Here is a 23,408-nt window from a genome sequence, read left to right as displayed (position 1 = left end):
AGGCGCGAACTGGCACGTAATACCCTCAAATCTCGGATTTGAGGGTATTACGTGCCAGTTCGCGCCTTTACTTGGTGGGTGCTGGATTTAGTCCTGGAACCAGATCTTGATTTCGCGCTCGGCCGAGTCCACAGAGTCGGAGCCGTGGACCAGGTTCTGCTGGACCTTCAAGCCCCAGTCGCGGCCGAAGTCACCACGGATGGTGCCGGGAGCTGCCGTGGTGGGGTCGGTGGTGCCGGCGAGGGACCGGAAGCCCTCGATGACGCGGTGGCCTTCGAAGATCGCGGCGACAACCGGTCCGCTCAGCATAAATTCAACGAGGGGCTCGTAGAACGGCTTGCCCACGTGCTCTTCGTAGTGCTGCTCCAGCAGTTCCCGGCTGGCCTCAACCTTCTTCAGTTCAGCGAGGGTGTAGCCCTTGGCCTCTATCCGGCCCAGGATGGCGCCACTGAGGTTGCGGGCGACGCCGTCGGGCTTGATCAGTACCAGGGTGCGCTCAATGGTCATAGCTGCTCCAATGCGTAAGGGGGTGGGTTTCGGAACAATTCTACGAGGCTTCCGGGGCGTCCCCGTGCGACGCGTTCCACTCGGCCTGTTCGCGTTCGCGCCGGGCGGCCTCGGAATCGATCCTGATGCCGGTGCGGATTCCATACCACCAGGCCAGGCCGAACAGCGCGCCAACCAGGAACATCATGGGCTCAACGATGCCCGTCAGGATCAGCACAATCTGCAGGACCCAGCCCAGTCCCACGCCCCACGGCTTGGACAGCACCGCACAGGCCAGGATCATCACTACGCTCAGTGCGATGCCGATCCCCAGGATCAGCGCCGGCGGAAACTCACCGCGCTTGAGCCCAAAGACGGCCAGCGTTGCGAAGAACACCACAAACGCCTCAAGCAGCAGGACGGTGGAGGCAAACATCACCTTGGTGGACCGGCGCTTCTTGGGCATTCCCGGACGCCATTCACGTTGGGCCTTGGTCAGCTTGGCCACGGCTAGGCCTCCGTCTTTCCGAGCAGGATCCGGGCTTCCGCCACCAGGGTGATGGACCCCGTGACCAGGACGCCGCCGGAGAGGTCATCGTTGGCTTCGGCGCGTTCCACAGCCCATTCGAGGGCATCGTCGAGTTTCTCCGCGATGTGGATGTTATCTTCGCCGAAGCCCATTTCCACGGCCAGTTCGGCCAGTTCGGCCGCGGGCACTGCCCGTGGCGAGTTGGACTGGGTAAAGCAGTATTCCTGGGCGATGTCGCCCAGGGATTCCTTGAGCTGGCGCAGGATCTCCTCGGCGTCCTTCTCCTTCAGGACTCCCACTACCGGCACAAGCCGGGTGAAGGTGAAGGCCTCCTGGATGGCCTCGGCCGAGACCCTGATGCCGTCCGGGTTGTGGGCCGCGTCCACGATGATGGTCGGTGCCGTGCGGACAACCTCAAGGCGGCCCGGGGACGTGACGGACGCGAAGGCTTCCTGGAGCACCTCGGCGTCAAGTTCCTTCTCGCCGCCGAAGAAGGCCTCGAGGGCTGCCACAGCCACTGCGGCGTTCTGGGCCTGGTGCGCGCCGTGCAGCGGCAGCAGCAGTTCCGGGTACCGGCCGGCGATGCCCTGGATGCTCACCACCTGGCCGCCCACGGCAACCGTCCGGGATTCGACGCCGAACTCGACGCCTTCAAACCGGAACGGGACTGCCACGTCCTTGGCTTTCTCAAGCAGCACCTGCGCAGCATCAACGGGCTGCGAGGCACTGATGAGGTAACCGCCGGGCTTGATGATGCCGGCCTTCTCGTAGGCAATGTCCTCGGTGGTATCGCCCAGCAGGTCGGTATGGTCCAGGGAGATGGGGGTGACCACCGAAACCAAGCCGTCGCCAACGTTGGTGGCATCGGTGATGCCGCCCAGGCCCACCTCGATCACGGCCACGTTGACGGGCTGGTCCGCGAAGATCGCGAAGCCCAGGATGGTCAGGCACTCGAAGTACGTGAGCCGGGGCTCCCCCGCCGCGGTAAGTTCGTCGTCGACGATCTGGAGGTACGGGCGGATTTCGTCCCAGATCCGGACGAACGTTTCATCAGAGACGGGGTGGCCGTCGATGCTGATCCGCTCGGTGACTTTGGACAGGTGCGGGCTGGTGTAGCGGCCGGTGCTCAGGCCGTGCGCGCGCAGTCCGGCCTCAATCATCCGGGCCGTGGAGGTCTTGCCGTTGGTGCCGGTCACATGGATGATCGGGAACGCCTTATTGGGCTCCCCCAGCACGTCCATAGCCCGGAACAGCGGCGCGAGACGCGGCTCCATCTTGTTTTCCGGTGCACGCCCCAGCAGCTCGGCGTAGACACTTTCCACGGAGAATTCGTCAGTCATAGCTCAGGCCTCTGCTTTTTCAACGGTGATGCGTGGTTCGCCTGACTCAGCCGGAACTGTGGCCAGCTCCAGGGTCAGGGTTTCGGTCTTGACCAGCTCGGCGTTCGCCAGCAGTGCGTCCAGCAGGGTGGGAACGGCCGTGACGGTGGTCCGGATCCGGTCGCTCACGTTCAGTCCGGCGTCCTTGCGTGCCTGCTGGATGGCGCGGACCATGTCGCGTGCAGTCCCTTCGGCCTCAAGTTCGGGCGTGACCTCGGTGTTGAGCACCACAAAGCCGCCGCCCGGCAGGACAGCTACGGCTTTTCTGGCAACGGCAGTACCGCCCTCTGACCCTGTCACCACTGTCTCCAGGGTGTATTCCTGGGGTTCCAGCTCCAGGCCTCCGGCGATGACCACTCCAGCATCGGAAACCGACCAGTCACCGGACTTGGCGCCCTTGATGGCCTGCTGGACGTTCTTGCCCAGGCGCGGTCCCGCGGCGCGGGCGTTGACCACGAGCTTCTGCTCGATGCCGAACTCCTCCGGGGAGGCGCTCTCGGCGTCCAGCAGGCGCACGGAGCGCAGGTTCAGTTCATCAGCGACGACGGCGGCGAAGCCTCCGAGGGCATCCGCGCCGGGTGCCACAACGGTCAGTTCCTGCAACGGCAGCCGCACGCGCAGGTTGGCGGCCTTGCGCAGCGAAGATCCGGTGGAGCAGATCTGCTGCACGCGGTCCATCGCTTCCACCAGCGAAGCGTTGGCCGGGAACAGGTCAGCGTCCGGCCAGTCAGCCAGGTGCACGGAGCGGCCGCCGGTGAGGCCGCGCCAGATCTCCTCGGAGACCAGCGGCAGCAGCGAGGCGGCCACGCGGGACACGGTTTCCAGCGCTGTGTAGAGCGCGTCGAACGCGTCAATGCTCTCGTCAAAGAAGCGCTGGCGGCTGCGGCGGACATACCAGTTGGTGAGCATGTCCAGGTAGCTGCGGAGCTCGTCACAGGCACCGGAGATGTCGTAGCTGTCCAGCTGTGCGGTCATGTTGCGGACCAGGTCGCCGGTGTTGGCCAGCAGGTACTGGTCCAGGGTGTCGGCGTAGCCGTCGTACCGGAGCTTCGCGTTGTATCCACGCCCGCCATCGGCGGCGTTCGTGTAGAGCGTGAAGAAGCTGTACACGTTCCACAGCGGCAGGATGACCTGGCGGACGCCGTCGCGGATTCCCTGTTCGGTGACCACCAGGTTGCCGCCGCGCAGGATCGGGCTGGACATCAGGAACCAGCGCATGGCGTCGGAACCGTCGCGGTCCAGGACCTCGGACACGTCCGGGTAGTTGCGCAGGCTCTTGGACATCTTCTGCCCGTCGGAGCCCAGCACGATGCCGTGGCTGATGACGTTCCGGAAGGCCGGACGGTCAAACAGTGCCGTGGACAGGATGTGCAGCATGTAGAACCAGCCGCGGGCCTGCCCGATGTACTCCACGATGAAGTCCGCCGGGTTGTGCGTGTCGAACCAGGCTTCGTTCTGGAACGGGTAGTGCACCTGGCCGTACGGCATGGAGCCGGAGTCGAACCAGACGTCCAGGACGTCCTCCACGCGGCGCATCACGGACTGGCCCTCTTCGGGGGTCCGTGGATCGTCCGGGTTTGGGCGGGTCAATTCGTCGATGAACGGGCGGTGCAGGTCAACCTGGCCGGCCTTGTTCAGCGGCAGGCGGCCGAAGTCGGCCTCGATTTCGGCCAGGGAGCCGTAGACGTCGGTGCGCGGGTATTCGGGGTCGCTGGACTGCCACACCGGGATGGGGCTGCCCCAGTAGCGGTTGCGGCTGATGGACCAGTCGCGGGCGTTGGCGAGCCACTTGCCGAACTGGCCGTCCTTGACGTTGCCGGGGATCCAGTTGATGTCCTGGTTCAGTTCGGACATGCGGTCCTTGAACTTGGTGACTTCCACGTACCAGGAGGACACGGCGCGGTAGATCAGGGGGTTGCGGCAGCGCCAGCAGTGCGGGTAGCTGTGCTCATAGCTGGCCTGGCGGACCAGCCGGCCCTGGGCCCGCAGCACCTGGGTGATGGGCTTGTTGGCCTCGAACACCTGCAGGCCCACGATGTCGTGCAGGTCGCCGTGGCTGAACAGCGGCAGGAACTTGGCGCCTTCATCCACGGAAAGGACCACCGGGATGCCGGCCTCTTCACAGACCTTCTGGTCGTCTTCACCGTAGGCGGGGGCCTGGTGGACGATGCCGGTGCCGTCGGTGGTGGTGACGTAGTCGGCCACGAGGAAGCGCCAGGCGTTCTGGGTGCCGTACTTTTCGGCGTCGCTGAAGTCGTTCCAGAGCGGCTGGTAGGCCAGGCCCTCGAGTTCGGCGCCGGTGTGGGTTGACGTCACGGCGGCCTCGGCGGAGTCCGCATCCTCATAGCCCAGGTCCTTGGCGTAAACAGCCAGCAGGTCAGCGGCCAGGAGGAAACTGCCGGTGACCGGCGCGTCCGGAGACGCCGCCTTGACGCCGTTGGGTCCGGCGGGCAGCACGGCATAGGTGATGGAAGGCCCGACGGCGAGCGCCAGGTTGGTGGGCAGCGTCCAGGGCGTGGTGGTCCAGGCGAGCGCCTGGACGCCCGCGAGCTGCTTCGACAGCTCCGTCTCCCCTGCCGTGATGGGGAACGTCACCGTGACTGTCTGGTCCTGGCGGTTCTTGTAGACGTCGTCGTCCATGCGCAGTTCATGGTTGGACAGCGGCGTCTCGTCCTTCCAGCAATACGGCAGCACACGGTAGCCGTTGTACGTCAGGCCTTTTTCGTGCAGCTGCTTGAAGGCCCACAGGACCGATTCCATGTATTCGACGTTGAGCGTCTTGTAGTCGTTGTCGAAGTCCACCCAGCGGGCCTGGCGGGTGACGTAGCTCTTCCACTCATCCGCGTACTTCATCACGGAGGCACGGCAGGCGTCGTTGAACTTGTCGATGCCCATGGCCTCGATCTGCGTTTTGTCCGTCATGCCCAGCTGCTTCATGGCTTCCAGCTCGGCAGGAAGTCCGTGGGTGTCCCAGCCGAAGCGGCGTTCCACCCGGCGGCCGCGCTGGGTCTGGTAGCGGCCTACGAGGTCCTTGGCGTACCCGGTCAGGAGGTGGCCGTAGTGCGGCAGACCGTTGGCGAAGGGAGGGCCGTCATAGAAGACGAATTCGTTGCTGCCGGGCTGCCCGCCGGGGGCGTCGGCGCTGCGCTGGTCGATGCTGGCCTGGAAGGTGCCGTCCCGGTCCCAGTACTTCAGGATGCGCTCTTCGATCTCCGGGAACTTCACGGAGGCGGAGACACCAGCGGCAGCGCCGCTCGAAACAGTAGCCGAAGGGGAAGCTGAGGCTTTGGGGTAATACGTCATTCTCGACATCCTGGGTTGAGCTGGTGAACCGTTCAGCCGTTGCTGTCCGATTCCGTTCAGGATGCGAGGACGGCTCCTGTGCAGTCCTGGGACTGCACGCTTGCCGCGGTACCACCTCACTTACCGTCACTCCACCACGCTCCGGGGGAGCTGGTGTTACGCCGGCCGCTCATTACTGCTGTGACGGGCTTACCCGTCCGGTTCTAGTGACACCGGCTGCCAGATGCCTGGCGGTCAGTGCGTTCTTCCGGAAGCTCACCGGTGATAGCCGGGTCGTAGCCAGCTTTCAGTCTACTATCGCCGGGCTGTCCACCGCCATTCTCCTGCGCGGTCCTGTTTGCCTAGACTCGTAGCCATGACTGCTTCCGCCCGCCGCTCCACAGCCATGGCTGCGGCCTGCCGTTGGCTGGCACTCCTGGCCACGTTGCCGGTGCTGGTCCTGTCAGTGCTCCGGGCAGTCCCGGTCGAATGGCCGGTGCTCGCAGTCCAACTGCTGTCCTTCACACCGTGGCTGGCGGTTCCCGCTGCAGTGGCCGTGGCCCTGGCGGTTGTGGGGCGGAGCAGGTGGCTGCAGTTGTCCGCCGGCGTGCTGCTGCTGTGCCAGGCGTTCTGGCTTTTCCCTTCGGACACAACGCGTCCTGCTGCTGCGTGGGCTGGCGCCACCGTGCCGCTGACGGTTATGAACATTAATTCAGAGTTCGGCGAGGCCGACGCCGGCGGGATCGTTCGTCTTGTCAGGGATAACGGCGTGGCCCTGCTGACGGTCCAGGAACACACGCTGGGGCTTCAGGACAGACTTTCCGCGGCAGGCCTGGACGTGGTGCTGCCGTACCGGATCAGCGAACCGACTAACGACGCCGGTGGCAGCGCCGTGTACTCGCGCTATCCGATGGAACTGGTCGGCCATGTGCCGGACACCCCGTTCAAGATGCCGACCGTCCGTGTCATGGCTGAGGAGCACGGCGTGGTGGCCGTGCTGGAGGTGACTAACGTCCATGTGCTGCCGCCAGTGGATGTCAGGGTTGCCCAGTGGCGAAGCGACCTGGCGGCGGTGGGCAGGGTGGCCGAACGGCCGGGTAACCGGCTGTTGATCGGTGATTTCAACGCTACGTATGACCACGCCGAGTTCCGGGCGCTCCTTGGCACGGGCCCGGACGGTCCAGGACTGGTTGATGTCGGGACAGCGTCCGGGTCGCGTCTCACGCCCACCTGGCCCATGGAAGGTCCGCTGCTGCCAGGTATTACGATCGACCATCTGGTGACGACACCGCAGGTGGGGAGCACCGGCTACCAGGTCCGGCAGGTGCCGGGAACGGATCACGCCGCAGTCATGGCCACGCTCACCATCCCGGCCACCTAAGCACCGGTCAACCACGCCGCGAGGCCGTCCCGCTGATCACCCGTTTCGGATCAGTTCAGCCTTTGCGGATCAGCTTGTGGTTGGCGGCCTGTGCAACGGGCCGGATCACAATCTGGTCCAGGTTGACGTGGTGGGGCGCGCTCACGGCGTAGCGCACCACGTCTGCGACGTCGGCTGCAGTCAGGGGCTTCTCAACGCCCTGGTAGACCTTCGCCGCAGCGCCCTTGTCACCGAGCCGGTTGAGGGCGAACTCCTCGGTGTGGACCAGTCCGGGGGCCACCTCAATGACACGGATGTTGTGCTCCGCCTCCTCCAGCCGGAGCGCGCCTGTCAGTGCGTGCTGGGCAAACTTGGCGGCGTTGTAGCCGCCGCCGCCCTCGTAGGCCACCAGTCCGGCGGTTGACGTCAGGTTCAGGACAGTGCCTTCGCCGTTGGTGCGGAGCATCGGCAGGAACGCTCGGGTGAGCTTCATGGTGCCGAGGACGTTGACCCGGTACATCCACTCCCAGTCCTCAGTGTTGGCAGCGCCCACCAGGTCAGCGCCCCGCGCCCCGCCTGCGATGTTGATGAGCGTCCCCACGCCCCCCGCTTCGGTGACACGGGCAAGCAGCCCGGTGACGTCGTCGTCCTTGGTGATGTCCGCGGGAATTCCGACGGCGCCGGTTTCAGCTTCCAGCGCGGCCAGCCGTTCGGCGCGGCGTGCCACCGCGAACACCGTCCAGCCGTCCGCCCGCAGTGCCCGCACCGTCGCCTCGCCGATGCCTGTGCTGGCGCCCGTGACGACTGCCGCCCTGTTCTGGAGTGAAGCGTTTTGTGCTGCTGTGTTGCGTGAATCCTCAGTCATGGCACCACCCTAACGGCATCGCCGCTATGGGTGCCCGAGTATGAACTCGAGTAGTACCCGTGCGTGCAATGTCCTTCAGCCAGAGGTCCAGTTGAGCGGCTTCCTTGCTGACCCCGCGGGGCCAGAGCCTGTCCACCAGAACCCGGCAGCCGTCGTCGACCGCCGGCGCGTCATAGATGCGCTTGATCCCAAAAGTCTCCGCCGTTGCGCCCATCTCCCGCATGCTACGGCAGGCCGCGCCACCGGAACATGAAACAATTGCCAGATGGCTGAAGACACTCAGGGTACAGACACGCCCTCCACCGCCCCTATCAACGTTCCGGACAAGCCCGCCCTTGAGGGGCTCGAAGCTGCCCTCACGCAGCGCTGGCTTGCCGAAGGGACCTACAAGTTCAACCCGGACACAACCCGGGAGCAGGTCTACTCGATCGACACTCCCCCGCCCACCGCGTCGGGCTCCCTGCACGTGGGGCACATGTTCTCCTTTACGCAGACTGACGTGCTGGCCCGCTACCAGCGGATGATCGGCAAGAACGTGTTCTACCCCATGGGTTGGGATGACAACGGCCTGCCCACCGAGCGCCGCGTGCAGAACTACTACGGCGTGCGCTGCGATCCGGCCATCCCTTACGACGCCGGCTACCGCGCCCCGTCCCAGCCCGCCAAGAACCAGCGCGATTTCGACGTCGTCTCGCGCCGGAACTTCATCGAGCTGTGTGAAGAACTGGCGGTGGAGGACGAGAAGGTCTTCGAAAGCCTGTTCCAGCAGCTCGGTCTTTCCGTGGACTGGCAGCTGACGTACCGGACCATCGATGACGCCTCCCGCGAAGTCTCCCAGCGCGCCTTCCTGGCCAACCTGGCAGCGGGCGACGCCTACATGGCCGAGGCCCCCACGCTGTGGGACATCACCTTCCGCACGGCCGTGGCCCAGGCGGAACTCGAAGACCGCGAAGTTGCCGGCGCGTACTACCGCTACCCGTTCTTCACTGAAGACGGCGAAAAGATCTACGTCGAGACCACCCGCCCTGAACTGCTGGCAGCCTGCGCCGCCCTCGTGGCAAACCCCGACGACGAGCGGTACCAGCCGCTGTTCGGCAAGAAGGTCACGTCCCCGGTCTTCGGTGTTGAGGTTGAGGTCAAGGCCCACCCTCTGGCTAAGGCGGACAAGGGCTCCGGCATCGCCATGGTATGCACCTTCGGTGACCTCACTGACGTCACCTGGTGGCGGGAACTCCAGCTGCCCACCCGCGCCATCGTGGGCCGGGACGGCCGGATCATCGGCGACACCCCGGACTGGATCACCACCGATCCCGGCCGCGCCGCCTACGAAGCCATCGCGGGCAAGACAGTTTTCAGCGCCAAGGAAGCGGTGGTGGAGCTCCTGGCTGCCGAAGACCTGATCGACGGCGAGCCGAAGAAGATCATGCACCCCGTGAACTTCTACGAAAAGGGCGACAAGCCCCTCGAGGTTGTCACCTCACGCCAGTGGTACTACCGCAACGGTGGCCGCGACGAAGAGCGCCGTGCACGCCTGATTGCGCGCGGCCACGAGATCGACTTCCACCCCGCCTTTATGCGCTCCCGCTTCGAGAACTGGATTTCGGGACTGAACGGTGACTGGCTCGTGTCACGCCAGCGCTTCTTCGGTGTGCCCATCCCCGTCTGGTACCCGCTGGACGCTGACGGCAACCCGCAGTACGACGCGCCCATCGTGCCGTCGGACGAGCAGCTGCCGGTGGATCCCGCCGCCGACGCCGCGCCGGGCTACGACGAGGCGCAGCGCGATGTTCCGGGTGGCTTCACCGGCGACGCCGACATCCTGGACACGTGGGCCACGTCTTCCCTGACACCGCAGATTGTGGGCGGCTGGAGCCGCGACGAGGACCTGTTCGCCAAGGTGTTCCCGTTTGACCTGCGGCCCCAGGGCCACGACATCATCCGTACCTGGCTGTTCTCCTCGGTGGTCCAGGCTGACGCGCTGCAGGACGCTGCACCATGGAAGCATGCCGCCATCTCGGGCTGGATCCTGGACCCGGACCGGAAGAAGATGTCCAAGTCCAAGGGCAACGTGGTGGTTCCCACCGACGTGCTGGACGAATTCGGCTCCGACGCCGTCCGATACTGGGCCACGTCCGCCAAGCTCGGCGCGGACACGGCCTACGAGATTGCGCAGATGAAGATCGGCCGCCGCCTGGCCATCAAGCTGCTGAACGCCTCAAAGTTCGTCCTGAACCTGGGCGCGACGGAGAACTCCGTGGTCTCCACCGATCTTTCGGTCCTGACCAACCCGTTGGACCGCGCCGTGCTGGCCCAGCTGGCCGAGGTGGTGCGTCAGTCCACCAAGGCGTTTGAGAACTACGACTACGCCCGCGCCCTGCAGATCACCGAGAGCTTCTTCTGGCAGTTCACGGACGATTACGTGGAGCTCATCAAGGACCGCGCCTACGGTGCCGCCGGCGACTCTGAGCAGGCATCCGTGCTGGCAGCACTCGCCACCAGCCTGGACACCCTGCTGCGCCTGTTCGCCCCGTTCCTGCCCTTCGCCACCGAAGAGGTCTGGGGCTGGTGGCGCAACGGCTCCGTTCACCGTGCACAGTGGCCCACCGCAGTGGACGTGGACGGCGACACCACCCTGCTCGCCACCGTTGGCACGGCCCTCAGCGGTGTCCGCAAGGCAAAGTCCGAGGCCAAGGTCAAGCAGCGCACCGAGGTGCTCTCCGCCACCATTACGGCTTCCGAATCCCTGGCCACGCAGCTGAAGGCCGGCCTTGGCGACCTGAAGGCGGCCTCGAACGCCCGTGAACTGACCCTCGTGGCCGGCGAGGGCGAACTGACTGTCAGCGACGTTGTCCTGGCCGCTCCGGAGGAGCCCAAGGCCTGACTGGATGTAGCCCCGTTTCGGGGCAACCGCCCCGTTTTTGGGCAAAGGGGAAGCCCCATCAGCGTTTTGCCGTTGGTGGGGCTTCGACTTTTCGGCCATCCTGGTGACGTCTTTGATGGTCTGGCAGGATCCTTGGATCTTCAGGTCTTCCTACCTCGTCACTGGTAGCTTGTATCTGACTTTGCCGATGGCTGCGTCGGATACATATCACTGAATCTTTGGTTCCTGCGTCCCTCTTCTTTCGAAGTGGGTAAGAACCATTGTTGTCCCGACGGTTTGGATGCGCAAGAGCCCCGGAAGAATTACATCAGAGTAGTTCTTCCGGGGCTCTTTGTTGTCGGCGTCAGCCGAATTCGGGGCGTTCGCTGCGGCTGCGCTTGATCTCGAAGAAATGCGGGTAGGAGGCGAGCGTGACGGTGGCATCCCACAGCTGGCCCGCCTGTTCGCCGCGCGGGATGCGGGTCAGCACGGGGCCGAAGAAAGCCGTTCCGTTGAAGGCAACAACCGGCGTTCCGACGTCCTGGCCCACCAACGAGATGCCCTCCTCGTGACTGGCCCTCAGCTGGGTGTCAAAGGCGTCCGTGGTGGCAACGTCTGCCAAGCCGGCCGGGAGTCCGCACTCGGCCAGCGCCTTGCTGATGACAACGCCGAAGTCCTTCTCCCCGCCAAGGTGGATCAGTGTGCCCATGGCGTCGTAGAGCGGCTTCACAATGTGGTCACCGTGCTGCTCCTGGGCCGCGATGATGACCCGGACAGGGCCCCACGCCCTGTCCATGTCTGCGCGGTACGCGGGTTCCAGGTCGCGGCCCTCGTTCAGGACAGACAGGCTCATCACATGCCACACCGTTTTGATGTTGCGGACAGCCTCAACCTCGCCGATCCAGCGTGACGTGATCCAAGCGAACGGGCACAGCGGATCAAACCAGAAATCGGCCTGGTTGATGGTTGCGTCAGTCATGCGTGAGTCCTCTGGTTCCTGGGCGTGCGGGGATGGAAGGCGGAAGTGTCAGGCGGGGTGGCGGACGCGTCAGGCGGACTTGCGTCGCTTGGTCACGTGCGGAATGAGGGTGGGCTCGGCCTTGCTGAGGACAACGTCAGCGGTGATGACCACGCTGGCCACGTCTTCGCGGCTGGGGAGGTCGAACATGACCGGGAGCAGCACTTCCTCCATGATGGCCCGGAGGCCGCGAGCACCCGTGCCACGCTCAAGGGCCTGGTCGGCGATGGCATTGAGGGCGTCGTCATCGAAGACGAGTTCCACGCCGTCGATCTGGAACATCTTCTGGTACTGCTTGACCAGCGCGTTCTTCGGCGTGGAGAGGATCTGGATGAGGGCGTCGCGGTCAAGGCTGGAGACTGTGGTGATCACGGGCAGGCGGCCGATGAATTCCGGGATGAGGCCGAACTTCAGGAGGTCCTCGGGCATAACTTCGCCGTAGGAGTCCACCTTGTTGCTGGCATCGTTGAGTGGGGCGCCGAAGCCAATGCCCTTGCGTCCGGAACGCGAACCAATAATCTCTTCCAGCCCGGCAAAGGCGCCCGCCACGATGAACAGCACGTTGGTGGTGTCGATCTGGATGAATTCCTGGTGGGGGTGCTTGCGTCCTCCCTGCGGCGGAACGGAGGCTACGGTTCCTTCGAGGATCTTCAGGAGCGCCTGCTGCACGCCCTCACCGGAGACGTCCCGGGTGATGGAGGGGTTCTCGCTCTTGCGCGAAATCTTGTCGATTTCGTCAATGTAGATGATGCCCTGTTCGGCCTTCTTGACGTCGTAATCCGCCGACTGGATGAGCTTGAGGAGGATGTTCTCCACGTCCTCCCCCACATAGCCGGCTTCGGTGAGCGCGGTGGCGTCGGCAACAGCAAACGGAACATTCAGCCGCCGCGCCAGTGTCTGGGCCAAGTAGGTTTTACCGCAGCCGGTAGGGCCGATGAGGAGGATGTTGGACTTGGCGATTTCGACGTCGTCGTGGTGGCCGCCCTCGGCGAGGCTGCCGCTCTTAGGGGCGTGGCCGGCCTGGATCCGCTTGTAGTGGTTGTAGACGGCGACGGCGAGCGAACGCTTGGCAGGTTCCTGGCCGATGACGTATTCCTGCAGAAAGTCGAAGATCTCGCGGGGCTTGGGCAGTTCGAAACTTCCCAGATCGGCGACTTCCGCAAGCTCTTCCTCAATGATTTCGTTGCAGAGCTCAATGCATTCGTCGCAGATGTAGACACCGGGCCCGGCAATGAGCTTGCGTACCTGCTTCTGGCTCTTTCCGCAGAAAGAACACTTCAGCAGATCCGTGCTCTCGCCAATCCGAGCCATATGTGAACCCCTTTAGTATCTTGCTGCCAGGCAGCTGTGCACCGTTGCTGAAAAATCCGGACCTGCCTGGGAGGGCCGGCCGTGACAACTTCCACTCTAGGTCACATTCGGCCTCAAGGGTGGAAAGAGAAGGCCGGTGCGGCCCAAAAACAAACTGGACCGCACCGGCCTTAGAAGAGCCTTACTACCTGGTGATTGCCTGCGGCTTCATCTTGCGGGAATCAAGCACCTGGTCAATGAGACCGTAATCCAGGGCCTCGGCGGCGGTCAGGATCTTGTCACGCTCAATGTCGTTGTTGACCTGCTCCGCGGTGCGGCCCGAGTGGTGGGCCAGCGTGTCCTCAAGCCAGGCGCGCATCCGCATGACTTCCGCGGCCTGGATCTCAAGGTCCGAGGCCTGCCCACCCTGGCCGCCGGAGAGGGCAGGCTGGTGGATCAGGACACGGGCGTTGGGCAGGGCCAGGCGCTTGCCCGGGGTGCCGGCTGCGAGGATCACGGCGGCGGCGCTGGCGGCCTGGCCAAGGCAGACGGTCTGGATCTCCGGCCGGATGTACGTCATGGTGTCGTAGATCGCGGTCATGGCGGTGAAGGAGCCACCCGGAGAGTTGATGTACAGCGTGATGTCACGGTCCGGGTCGGTGGACTCGAGGACCAGCAGCTGGGCCATGACGTCATCAGCGGAGGCGTCATCGATCTGGACGCCGAGGAAGATGATGCGGTCCTCGAACAGCTTGGTGTAGGGGTCCTGGCGCTTGAAGCCGTAAGGCGTGCGCTCTTCGAACTGGGGAAGGACGTAACGGCTGGTCGGAAGATTACCGGCAGTCGATCCGAAGTTGTAAGTCATTTTTGTTGCTCCTGATCTAAGTGTTCTAAGTGCCGGGTTACTTCTCGGATGCCGACTCGCCGGACGTACCGCTGGCGGTTCCGCCGCCGCCGGAGACGGAACCGGCGTGGGCGGCGATCTTGTCGAAGAAGCCGTATTCGAGGGCTTCGGGGGCGGTGAACCACTTGTCACGGTCGTTGTCCTTGAGGATGGTTTCCACCAACTGTCCGGTCTGGTCCGCGGTCAGTTCAGCCATGACCTTCTTCATGTGCAGGATCAGCTCGGCCTGGATCTTGATGTCCGAGGCCGTACCGCCGATGCCGCCGGAGGGCTGGTGCATCAGGACGCGGGCGTTGGGGGTGGCGTAGCGCTTGCCCTTCGTGCCGGAGGAGAGCAGGAACTGGCCCATGGAGGCGGCCAGGCCGGTGGCGACGGTGACGACGTCGTTCGGGATGAACTGCATGGTGTCATAAATGGCCATGCCTGCGGTCACGGAGCCGCCGGGAGAGTTGATGTAGAGGTAGATGTCCTTTTCCGGGTTCTCGGCGGACAGGAGCAGCAGCTGCGAGCAGATGGCGTTGGCGTTGTCGTCACGCACCTCGGAGCCCAGCCAGATGATGCGCTCTTTCAGGAGGCGGTTGTAGATGTAGTTGTCCTGGCCGGCCGGATCTACAGTCGCCATCCGGGGGGTCTCTGCGTGCTGTGACATGTGTACTTACCTCTCGCTGGTGACGGTGACATCACTGAACTTCACTACTTGGACACTAACCGGTTTGTGGGACGATTTGTTCGCCGGAATCGCGCTGTTCGCTGACGGCGCACGATCCCTGCGACTGCCCATTACTACTGCCCATTAACGAAGGCAGCCCCCGGACCAGTAGGTCCGGGGGCTGCCTTCAGTCGCACTACCAGGGGCGTGCTAGAACTTCACTGCTGCCGGGTCGTCACTCGGGGTGGCCTCGGTCTCGGCGTTGGTATCTTCAGCGGCCTCGGCCTCAACGGCGGGAGCCTCTTCTTCGCCGCCGGGGCGGACGAAGTCGCTGAGGTCAACAGTCTTGCCGGCGGTGTCGGTCACCGTGGCCTGGCCCAGGACAACAGCCAGTGCCTTCCGGCGCCGGACCTCAGAAACCATCATGGGAACCTGGCCGCTCTGATCGATGATCTGGGCGAACTGGTTCGGGTCCATGCCGTACTGGCTGGCAGCGCTGACGATGTAGTCGATCAGCTCAGCCTGACTGACGTTGACTTCTTCCTTTTCGGCAATGGCGTCGAGGATGACTTCGTTCTGGAAGGCGCGGGCAGTGTTGGCCTTGACCTCTTCGCGGTGCTCCTCGGTGTCGTGTTCGCCTTCACCGTGGCCGTTGCCCTCCTTGAAGTGGGTTTCGAGCTGCTCTTCAACAACGGAGTCCGGAACCGGAACCTCCACGAGCTCAACGAGCTTGTCCAGGACCTTGTCGCGGGCCTCTACGCCCTGCTCAACAACCTTGGACTCGGCGGCCTGCTTGGCCAGGTCCTCGCGGAGTTCGGCCAGGGTGTCGAACTCAGAGGCCAGCTGGGCAAAGTCGTCGTTGGCTTCCGGAAGCTCGCGCTCCTTGACGGCCTTGACAACAACCTTCACCTGGGCGGACTCGCCGGCGTGGTCACCGCCCACCAGGGTGGTTTCGAAGATGGCGTCTTCGTCAACGCTGAGGCCGGTCACGGCCTCGTCCAGGCCCTCGAGCATGGTTTCCGTGCCCACCTGGTAGGACAGGCCGGACGCGGAATCAACGTCGGCGCCGTCAATGGTGGCGGTGATGTCGATGGTCAGGAAATCGCCGTCGGCCGCCGGGCGGTCCACGGACTTCAGCGTGCCGAAGCGGCCGCGCAGTTCATCCAGGGCCTTGTCAACGTCTTCATCGGAGGATTCCGCTGCAGCTACCTCGACTTTGATGCCGGCGTAGTCGGGAAGTTCGATCTCCGGACGGATATCAACCTCGGCGTGGAACTTCAGTTCCCCGTCCGTGGAGCTGGGGTCCGGAACTTCGGTGATCTCCACCTCGGGACGGCTCAGGGGGCGGATGCCGGACTCCTGGACTGCAGCCTGGTACCAGCCGTTGAGCCCTTCGTTGATGGCCGTCTCCAGGACGTAGCCGCGGCCAACGCGCTGGTCGATCAGCTTGGACGGGACTTTGCCTTTACGGAAGCCAGGGACCTGGATCTGCGAAGCAACAGTCTTGTATGCCTCGTCGATGCTGGGCTTCAATTCCTCAAAAGGGACCTCAACATTGAGCTTGACCCGCGTGGGGGTGAGGTTCTCGACAGCGCTCTTCACGGTCTAAGTACTCCTGGGTTTGTGGGATGGGTTTCTGCAAACGCATTTTTCTGCCCGGGCCGCATGCACGGCCCGAGCCGCAGAGTCGGGGTGACAGGATTTGAACCTGCGACTTCCTGCTCCCAAAGCAGGTGCTCTAGCCAAGCTGAGCTACACCCCGTAAGTGCACAGGCAAGTCTACGGTGATCCGGGCGTTCTTTGCACATTTGACACGTGGGGCATGAATTAGGTTTAGTTGTATCCGGCTTCAACAGCCAGCCCGAAGAAACGCAGTACAGCCTGATGCAACAGCTGAGCTGCATTTTTCCGGGGACGTAGCTTAATGGTAAAGCCTCAGTCTTCCAAACTGATTACGCGGGTTCGATTCCCGTCGTCCCCTCCACATAAGCAGGGCCCCTCAGTTGAGGGGCCCTGCTTTTTTGTTTGGCTGACTTTTGTTGGCTACTGCTGGCAGCCGGGGCACCAGTACAGCTTGCGGCCCACCATTTCGGTGATGGCCACCGGCACGGCACAGACCCGGCAGGGCTGCCCTTCTCGCTTGTACACGAAGTGGGCGTCGCCGCCCGAGGGCAAGACCGCCCCTGGTTCCCAGAATCCCGCCGGCGTGGTGATGATCCGCCCGTCGCGGACGCCGTCGGCCATCACTGAGGCCGTGTCGTCCCACAACAGACCGGCAGCGCTGCCGGAGAGTCCAGTACCCGGCAGCCACGGATCCATCCGCTGCCGGAACAGCACTTCGGCCCGGTAGACATTCCCGACGCCGGCAATCACCTTCTGGTCCATCAGCAGCGCTGCGATCGGCGTCTTGCGGGACAAAAGGCCCGTCACAAATCGGGTCCTGTCCGCGGGATGGTTATGCAGCGGGTCCGGCCCCAGCCGGGCCTGGACGGCCCGCGTTTCTGCCTCGGTGATAGCCGCGCAGGTGGTGGCACCGCGCAAGTCTGCCCAGCCATGGCGGCTGACCAGCCGGACGCGCACAGCGCCCCGGGGCTCGGGCGGGCCTGCGTACTCAACCGTCTCGGTTTCGTCGACAATTTCGCGGTCATCGAAAACCTCGCGCTCCCCGATCTTCCGCGGGGCGCCGATGCTGGAGGCCCCGGTGAAGGTCGCGTCGCCGCCGAAGTCCCAGGCACCATAGAGCCCCAGGTGGACGTGCAGCACCACGGCGTGGTCGAAATGCAGGAAGAGGTGCTTGCCGTGGGCGTGCGACTCGGTCAGGACCTTGCCGTCCAGCAGGGCTGCACCGGCCACGAACCGGCCCTGCGGGCTGCTGACGGACAGCGACTCGCCGGTAAAAACGTCCCCGAACTGTTGCGCCAGGCGGCGGACTGAATGCCCTTCGGGCACTACTCGATGACCTCGCCGGTGGATTCGTAAGCCGCAATCTTGCCGATGCGGCGGACGTGCCGCTCGTCGTTGCTGAAGGGCTCAGCCAGGAAGGCCTCGATCAGTTCGGTCGCTTCTTCGACAGTGTGCTGGCGGCCGCCCACGGCCACCACGTTGGCATCGTTATGTTCACGCGCCAGAGTGGCGGTGGAGTGGTTCCAGGCGAGTGCTGCGCGGACCCCCTTGACCTTGTTGGCCGCAATTTGTTCCCCATTGCCCGAGCCGCCCAGGACAATGCCCAGGGCATGGGTTCCTGCCTGCTGGTCAGCCACGACGGCGAGCGCTGCGTTGATGCAGAAGGGCGGGTAATCGTCCAGGGCGTCATATTCCTTGGGGCCGTGGTCCACCACGTCGTAGCCCTTGGCCGTGAGGTGGCTGACCAGGTGGGCGCTGAGTTCCATACCTGCGTGGTCGGTAGCGATATGTACCCGCGGGAAGGCAGGGGAAGAAGTCACAGCAGTATCCATTCGTTTCGGCGCCGGGGGCGAGCAGCGCTGGTTCAGGCCAGGGTCAGATCATCACGGACAAGGCTACTAGGACTCAGACTCCGGAGCACGTTCACCGGACGCGCGCCCCTGCGCCCTGGCAGCCACGCGGGTCAGGACTTCTGCCAGCCGGGCCGCGGATGCCGCGCTGCCGCCGCTGACCGCTAGGTTGCGCCCATCGGTTTGATGAACGACGACGGCGGGGCCGCTGCTGACCAGCATCGCGGCGGTGCCGCTGTGGTTGCGGTAGCCCCACCCGCCGTAGTCGGCGGCTCGGACGTCCGCGGCGCTTGCGGTGGAGATCGCGGCCGCCGGCACATCCATGACCGGCAGCACGCCGGCCACCAGGACACGCAGACCGCGGCGGTCGGCCTTGACGCGGGCGCAGAGGAAAGCAGCGGCCACCACGGCGAGGGCAGCCACCAGGGCCCCGAGCCAGGGCAGCGCCACAGCGATCAGCGCGGCCGGGAACAGGCTGGCCACCGCGATCATCACAAAGACGGAACTGCGCGCGTGCACCCACATCCGGAAGGTGTCTCCGGCAAGCTCCGTGTCAAGCTCGCGGGCGAGGGCCAACTCCAGGGCCCGGTCATCCTCGGACGACCACTGCCTGTCGGCTTTGAACACGAACCCCATGATGACGCCCAGCGACAACGCCGCCCCGCTCCCGAGAGCGAGGACCGTGAGATCCACCCGGGACTCCCGGGCGTCGGCGAGGCCGGCCTGGCCCACCAGCCCGCCCGCGAGGACGCTGGTGATGAACAGGCTCAGGAACAAACCCGTTCCCATCATGATCCGGCGCATAACAGCGGGCCGGGACAGCGGTACCGCCTGGAATAGCACCAGCCAGCCTGAGGCGATGATGAGCAGCGCGCCGCCGCCCGCATAGGCGCCGAACGGGGCAAAGGAGGCGCCGCCGTCGGCCGTCCAGCTGATCGCTACGGGGTCCGGAAGATCGGGCCGCAGCAAAAAGGCGCAGAACACAAAAGCCGCCGCCAAGACCACGGGAAAGCCCACCGCGAAGCGCAGTGCCTTGGTATCCACCGAATCCCGGAACTTTCCCATGCGTTAACGCTACTCCCGCCGGAGGCCGTGACAGAATGACTTCACTGTGCCGGTGCAGGCCACCGCCCCCGGCAACCGCAACCCCTTCTGGAGGCCCCACTTGCCAGGTATGAACCTGACTCGCGCCGAAGCCCGCGAGCGTGCCGAACTCATCAACGTTGACTCCTACGATGTCATTCTGGACCTGACCCGGGGCGAGAAGGTCTTCGGGACCACCACCACGGTGAAGTTCACGGCAGTGCCCGGATCCGCCACGTTTATCGATGCCGTCACCCACGCCGTGCACAGCATCACGCTCAACGGGCGCGCCTTGGACCCTGCGGCTGTCTCCGACGGTATCCGGATCCAGTTGCCGAACCTGGCCGGCTCCAACGAGCTCACGGTGGTGGCCGACGCGCCGTACATGAACACCGGCGAAGGCCTGCACCGTTTTGTGGATCCGGTGGACAACGAGGTGTACCTGTACACACAGTTCGAGGTTCCCGATTCGCGCCGGATGTTCGCGGTGTTTGAGCAGCCTGACCTCAAGGGCACCTTCAGGTTCACGGTCACGGCGCCCTCGCACTGGGATGTCATCTCCAACTCCCCCACCCCTGCCCCGGTGGAGGCCACGCCCGGGGACCACGGCGGTGCCCGCTCGGTCTGGACGTTCGCTCCCACGCCGCGGCTGTCTTCTTATGTCACCGCCCTGATCGCCGGCCCGTACCAGTCGGTCCGCAGCGAAGTGGCCAGTTCCGACGGCCGTGTGATCCCGCTGGGTGTTTTTGCCCGGAAGTCCCTGATGCAGTATCTCGACGCGGACAACATCTTTGATCTGACGCGTCAAGGCTTCGAATTCTTCGAGGTGCAGTTCGGCTTCCCGTACCCGTTCGAGAAGTACGACCAGCTCTTTGTGCCCGAATTCAACGCGGGCGCCATGGAGAATGCCGGCGCGGTGACCATCCTCGAAGGTTACGTTTTCCGGAGCAAGGTGACCGGGGCGCAGATCGAGCGCCGGGCCATCACTGTGCTGCACGAACTGGCCCACATGTGGTTCGGCGACCTGGTGACCATGCGCTGGTGGAACGACCTCTGGCTCAACGAATCCTTCGCCGAATACATGTCCCACCTCGCGGCCGTCGAAAACACTTCCTTCACGAGCGCGTGGACCACTTTCGCCTCGGTGGAGAAGTCCTGGGCCTACCGCCAGGACCAGCTGCCTACGACGCACCCGATCTTCGCCGACATCAACGACCTGCAGGACGTGGAGGTCAACTTCGACGGCATCACCTACGCCAAGGGCGCCTCAGTCCTGCGCCAGCTGGTGGCCTGGGTGGGGCCGGAGCAGTTCATGGCCGGGGTCCGGGAGTATTTCGCCAAGCACGCCTGGCAGAACACCGAGCTCAGCGACCTCATGGTGGAGCTGGAGAAGGCCAGCGGCCGCGACCTGGACCAGTGGGGCCGCCTCTGGCTGGAGACCGCCGGCGTCAATACGCTCAAGCCGGAGCTCTCCGTGGACGACTCCGGGACGCTGACATCCTTCACCATCGTCCAGTCCGCCGTCGACGAGTGGCCCACCATCCGTCCGCACCGGCTCGCCGTCGGGTTCTACAACCTGAACAGCGCGGGCAAGCTGGAGCGCGTGCACCGCGAGGAGCTCGACGTCGACGGCGAGCGCACCGACGTGCCGGCGCTGGCGGGACTGGCGCAGCCTGACCTGATCCTGGTCAACGACGACGATCTCGCCTACGCCAAGGTTCGGCTGGACGAGAAGTCCCTCGCCACGGCAACGGCGCACCTGAAAGACTTCAGTGCGAGCCTGCCCCGGACCTTGGTGTGGAACTCCGCCTGGGATGCTGCCCGCGACGGCGAGACCCCGGCGCGCCGGTACGTGGAGCTGATCCTGGCCAACGTGGCCGCGGAATCCGATTCGTCGGTGATCCTGGTCCAGCTGCGCCAGCTGGCCACCACGCTGAACTTCTATGTGGCTGAGGAGCATCGCGAGGCCGCCACGGTCGCCGCCGTGGACACGCTGTGGGACCTGGCAAGCGCAGCACTTGGCGGGTCCGACGCCCAGCTGCAGTTTGTGAAGTCGTTTGCCCTGCTGGCCCGCAGCTCACGCGAGCTGGACACCGTCGCCGGGCTCCTGGACGGCACAGCGACCTTGGACGGGCTGGCCGTGGACCAGGACCTCCGCTGGGAGCTGCTGGCCTCGCTGGTGGCCGGTGGCCGGCTGGGCCAGGCTGTTATCGACGCCGAACTGGAACGCGACAACACCGCGAGCGGACAGAACGCCGCGGCCCTGGCCGCGGCGGTCATCCCCACCGCCGAAGCCAAGGCCGCCGCCTGGGACTCGATCGTAGTTACGGGAGAACTCTCCAATGCGCTCCAGGGTTCAGCCGTCACTGGCTTCATGCGGGTGCTGGACCGTTCGCTGCTGGAGCCGTACGCGGAAAAGTACTTCGAGGCTGTTCCCGGGATCGTGGCAAACCGCACGCACGCACTCGCCCAGCAGATCGTCGTCGGGCTTTACCCGGCATTGCTGACCACGCAGGCAACGGTAGACCGCACGGATGCTTTCCTCGCCGGCCTTCCGGCAGACAGCGCCGCCCTGCGCCGCATGATGCTGGAAAACCGCGACGGCGTGGCCCGGGCCCTGCGGGCACGCGCGGCCGACGTTCTGCCGGGCGAGCTGTAGGCCCGCGCCATGAGCCTGGGCGAGCACCACTATTCCCTGACGGTGCAGTGGACCGGCAACCTGGGACAGGGAACGTCGTCGTACCGTGGCTACTCACGGGACCACGACATCGTGATCCCCGGGCTGCCGGTCTTGAAGGGGTCAGCCGATCCGACATTCCATGGGGACCGTGAACGCTACAACCCGGAGCAGCTGCTCCTGGCTGCGCTGGCGCAGTGCCACATGCTGTCCTTCCTGCACGTGGCGGTGCGGCACGGGGTGGTGGTGACCGACTATCAGGACGACGCCACCGGTGTTATGCGCCTGAACCGCGATGGCAGCGGACAGTTTGAGTCCGTCACGCTGAACCCGCGGGTGACCGTGGCGGACGCGGCCCATGTGGATCTCGCAGAACAGCTTCACCGCGAAGCCAACGCGGTCTGTTTCATCGCCCGGAGCGTCAATTTCCCCGTGCATCATTCACCCGTAACTGTGGTGGCCTGACAGTCCAACTACGTAGCAGCACATGTCGTTTTGGCGGCTCAAAACGACATGTGCTGCTACTCAGTTCAGGGGGCTGGACTCAGCGGCTTCGAAGAAGCTCCGCTGCGAGCCGCATTTCGGTGGCGGGCGTGAGCCCTGCCTTGCGGTCGCGGTCCAGGCCGCGGCGGCGTTCGTCCGCCAGCGTGTCCGCCAGCGTGTCCTGCCAGGGCCTTATGGCCAGCCCCGCGGCCCTGGCGGCGTGGTTGCTGCGGCTACAGAACCCCTCGTGGCCGGGCGGCAGCCACAGCGGGAGGGAATCCGGTCCGGCCCAGTAGTCGATCCCGCGTTCCAGGAGCCAATCCTCCGGGGCCTTGAGAACCTCGCCCCGGTATTCGGCCACTGTTGTGGCCCCCTCCATGTACTCGCCAAAGGGCACCTGGTCCCCCACGGCGTTCAGCGGCCCGGTCATCCCACGCTGGGCAGCATCGAGGACCCACACCGCGAGGTCCCGCACATCAATCATTTGCGTGGCGTGGCCGGCGATGGCCGGGACCACGGCCGGGCCGTTGTCCCTGGCAAACCTTGCGGGCCAGTAGCCATACCGGTCCGTCCCGTCGCCGGGCCCGCCGATGAGGCCCGCGCGGCAGAGGTGCGCCCTGTCCCCCGCGGCTTCCAGGGTGGCCTGTTCAATCGCTGACTTGGATTCCCCATAGTTCTCCGGAGCGGATTCCGTGCCGGGCGGCAGGGGCACCAACAGCTCAGCGTCCTCAGCCGCTCCCGGCATTGAATGGTCAGCGTAGACGGAGCAGCTGGACACAAACGTCCAGTGGGCAGTCCTGTGGGCCAGGGCTGCCAGCGCCTCCTTGGCCGGAACAGGATGGCGGGCCACGTCAATGACCGCATCCCAGTCCCCAGCCACCTGTGTATAGCTGTTCGCGCCCAGTGAACGGTCCGCTTTTACCCACTGGACACCGTCTGGCGGTTCCGTCGCCGATCCGCGGGCAAGGCAGGTGACTGTGTGACCTGCGGAAACGGCCTGCCGGGCGATTTCAGACGAAAGAAAGGCGGTTCCGCCCAGAATGAGGATGCGCATACGGACACGCTACGGC

Annotated in this window: 18 protein-coding genes, 2 tRNA genes and 1 pseudogene; 5 read left to right on the top strand and 16 right to left on the bottom strand. The window is 64.8% G+C overall.

The genetic code is table 11. From position 1 onward, the window contains the following. Window positions 1–87 precede the first annotated feature (87 nt). From ndk to ileS, 4 genes are read right to left on the bottom strand one after another with little or no spacing between them, the layout of a single operon-like run. Window positions 88–507 (bottom strand): nucleoside-diphosphate kinase, encoded by a 420-nt coding sequence (gene ndk, locus ACQCSW_RS09665; RefSeq protein WP_426990531.1) that lies wholly within the window; start codon window positions 505–507, stop codon window positions 88–90. Window positions 508–547: 40 nt separating this feature from the next. Then, window positions 548–994: a DUF4233 domain-containing protein gene (locus tag ACQCSW_RS09660; protein ID WP_426990530.1), complete on the bottom strand. Its 447-nt coding sequence runs from the start codon at window positions 992–994 to the stop codon at window positions 548–550. Window positions 995–996: 2 nt separating this feature from the next. Continuing rightward, window positions 997–2,355 (bottom strand): bifunctional folylpolyglutamate synthase/dihydrofolate synthase, encoded by a 1,359-nt coding sequence (locus ACQCSW_RS09655; protein WP_426990529.1) that lies wholly within the window; start codon window positions 2,353–2,355, stop codon window positions 997–999. A gap of 3 nt (window positions 2,356–2,358) precedes the next feature. Beyond that, window positions 2,359–5,697, bottom strand: a complete 3,339-nt coding sequence (gene ileS, locus ACQCSW_RS09650; protein ID WP_426990528.1) for an isoleucine--tRNA ligase — start codon at window positions 5,695–5,697, stop codon at window positions 2,359–2,361. A gap of 355 nt (window positions 5,698–6,052) precedes the next feature. Here ileS and ACQCSW_RS09645 point away from each other — a divergent pair, with 355 nt between their 5' ends. After that, a complete protein-coding gene (locus ACQCSW_RS09645) occupies window positions 6,053–7,057 on the top strand; it encodes an endonuclease/exonuclease/phosphatase family protein (RefSeq protein WP_426990527.1) in 1,005 nt (334 codons plus the stop codon). 55 nt (window positions 7,058–7,112) lie between these two features. Here ACQCSW_RS09645 and ACQCSW_RS09640 read toward each other — a convergent pair whose 3' ends face one another. After that, window positions 7,113–7,901 carry an SDR family oxidoreductase gene (locus ACQCSW_RS09640; protein ID WP_426990526.1) on the bottom strand — a complete coding sequence of 263 codons (789 nt, stop codon included), beginning with the start codon at window positions 7,899–7,901 and terminating at the stop codon, window positions 7,113–7,115. Between the two features lie 64 nt (window positions 7,902–7,965). Beyond that, window positions 7,966–8,124 (bottom strand): annotated as a pseudogene (locus ACQCSW_RS09635) (DUF488 domain-containing protein); the annotation flags it as partial. Between the two features lie 42 nt (window positions 8,125–8,166). Here ACQCSW_RS09635 and valS point away from each other — a divergent pair. After that, window positions 8,167–10,782, top strand: a complete 2,616-nt coding sequence (gene valS, locus ACQCSW_RS09630; RefSeq protein WP_426990525.1) for a valine--tRNA ligase — start codon at window positions 8,167–8,169, stop codon at window positions 10,780–10,782. Window positions 10,783–11,125: 343 nt separating this feature from the next. Here valS and ACQCSW_RS09625 read toward each other — a convergent pair whose 3' ends face one another. The 6 genes from ACQCSW_RS09625 to ACQCSW_RS09600 form a co-directional block, all read right to left on the bottom strand. Beyond that, a complete protein-coding gene (locus ACQCSW_RS09625; RefSeq protein WP_426990524.1) occupies window positions 11,126–11,740 on the bottom strand; it encodes a disulfide bond formation protein DsbA in 615 nt (204 codons plus the stop codon). A 69-nt stretch (window positions 11,741–11,809) separates the two neighbouring features. Further along, the gene (clpX, locus tag ACQCSW_RS09620; protein WP_056340575.1) at window positions 11,810–13,090 is read right to left on the bottom strand and encodes an ATP-dependent Clp protease ATP-binding subunit ClpX; all 1,281 of its coding nucleotides are present in this window, start codon (window positions 13,088–13,090) and stop codon (window positions 11,810–11,812) included. 184 nt (window positions 13,091–13,274) lie between these two features. Then, window positions 13,275–13,934: an ATP-dependent Clp protease proteolytic subunit gene (locus tag ACQCSW_RS09615; protein ID WP_111909014.1), complete on the bottom strand. Its 660-nt coding sequence runs from the start codon at window positions 13,932–13,934 to the stop codon at window positions 13,275–13,277. Window positions 13,935–13,971: 37 nt separating this feature from the next. Next, on the bottom strand, window positions 13,972–14,595 hold the full coding sequence (locus ACQCSW_RS09610; protein ID WP_426990659.1) for an ATP-dependent Clp protease proteolytic subunit: 624 nt from the start codon (window positions 14,593–14,595) through the stop codon (window positions 13,972–13,974). 237 nt (window positions 14,596–14,832) lie between these two features. Further along, complete coding sequence (gene tig / locus ACQCSW_RS09605) at window positions 14,833–16,224, bottom strand: trigger factor (RefSeq protein WP_111909013.1); 1,392 nt, start codon at window positions 16,222–16,224, stop codon at window positions 14,833–14,835. A gap of 85 nt (window positions 16,225–16,309) precedes the next feature. Beyond that, window positions 16,310–16,384, bottom strand: a tRNA-Pro gene (locus ACQCSW_RS09600). A gap of 148 nt (window positions 16,385–16,532) precedes the next feature. Here ACQCSW_RS09600 and ACQCSW_RS09595 point away from each other — a divergent pair. Then, window positions 16,533–16,606 (top strand) — tRNA-Gly (locus ACQCSW_RS09595). Window positions 16,607–16,665: 59 nt separating this feature from the next. Here the strand turns inward: ACQCSW_RS09595 and ACQCSW_RS09590 are convergent. The 3 genes from ACQCSW_RS09590 to ACQCSW_RS09580 all read right to left on the bottom strand — a co-directional run bounded on the left by ACQCSW_RS09590 (window position 16,666) and on the right by ACQCSW_RS09580 (window position 19,160). Continuing rightward, the gene (locus ACQCSW_RS09590; protein ID WP_426990523.1) at window positions 16,666–17,571 is read right to left on the bottom strand and encodes an Fpg/Nei family DNA glycosylase; all 906 of its coding nucleotides are present in this window, start codon (window positions 17,569–17,571) and stop codon (window positions 16,666–16,668) included. Continuing rightward, window positions 17,571–18,077: a ribose-5-phosphate isomerase gene (locus ACQCSW_RS09585; protein ID WP_426990522.1), complete on the bottom strand. Its 507-nt coding sequence runs from the start codon at window positions 18,075–18,077 to the stop codon at window positions 17,571–17,573. Before ACQCSW_RS09585 ends, ACQCSW_RS09590 begins: the two co-directional genes overlap by 1 nt. A 66-nt stretch (window positions 18,078–18,143) precedes the next feature. Further along, window positions 18,144–19,160 (bottom strand): hypothetical protein, encoded by a 1,017-nt coding sequence (locus tag ACQCSW_RS09580; RefSeq protein WP_426990521.1) that lies wholly within the window; start codon window positions 19,158–19,160, stop codon window positions 18,144–18,146. A gap of 109 nt (window positions 19,161–19,269) precedes the next feature. Here ACQCSW_RS09580 and pepN point away from each other — a divergent pair, with 109 nt between their 5' ends. Then, the gene (pepN, locus tag ACQCSW_RS09575; RefSeq protein WP_426990520.1) at window positions 19,270–21,837 is read left to right on the top strand and encodes an aminopeptidase N; all 2,568 of its coding nucleotides are present in this window, start codon (window positions 19,270–19,272) and stop codon (window positions 21,835–21,837) included. A 9-nt stretch (window positions 21,838–21,846) separates the two neighbouring features. Then, window positions 21,847–22,320, top strand: coding sequence for an OsmC family protein (locus tag ACQCSW_RS09570; protein ID WP_426990519.1), 474 nt, complete (start codon window positions 21,847–21,849; stop codon window positions 22,318–22,320). A 79-nt stretch (window positions 22,321–22,399) separates the two neighbouring features. On the opposite strand, the gene ACQCSW_RS09565 is transcribed toward ACQCSW_RS09570, so the two are convergent. Continuing rightward, window positions 22,400–23,392: an epimerase gene (locus tag ACQCSW_RS09565; RefSeq protein WP_426990518.1), complete on the bottom strand. Its 993-nt coding sequence runs from the start codon at window positions 23,390–23,392 to the stop codon at window positions 22,400–22,402. Window positions 23,393–23,408: the final 16 nt, after the last annotated feature.

Origin of the sequence: Pseudarthrobacter sp. Y6, assembly GCF_050156205.1 — a bacterium.
GTDB lineage: Bacteria > Actinomycetota > Actinomycetes > Actinomycetales > Micrococcaceae > Arthrobacter.
The sequence above is the reverse complement of the archived record's forward strand: the minus strand, read 5'-3'. Positions and strand labels throughout refer to the sequence as shown.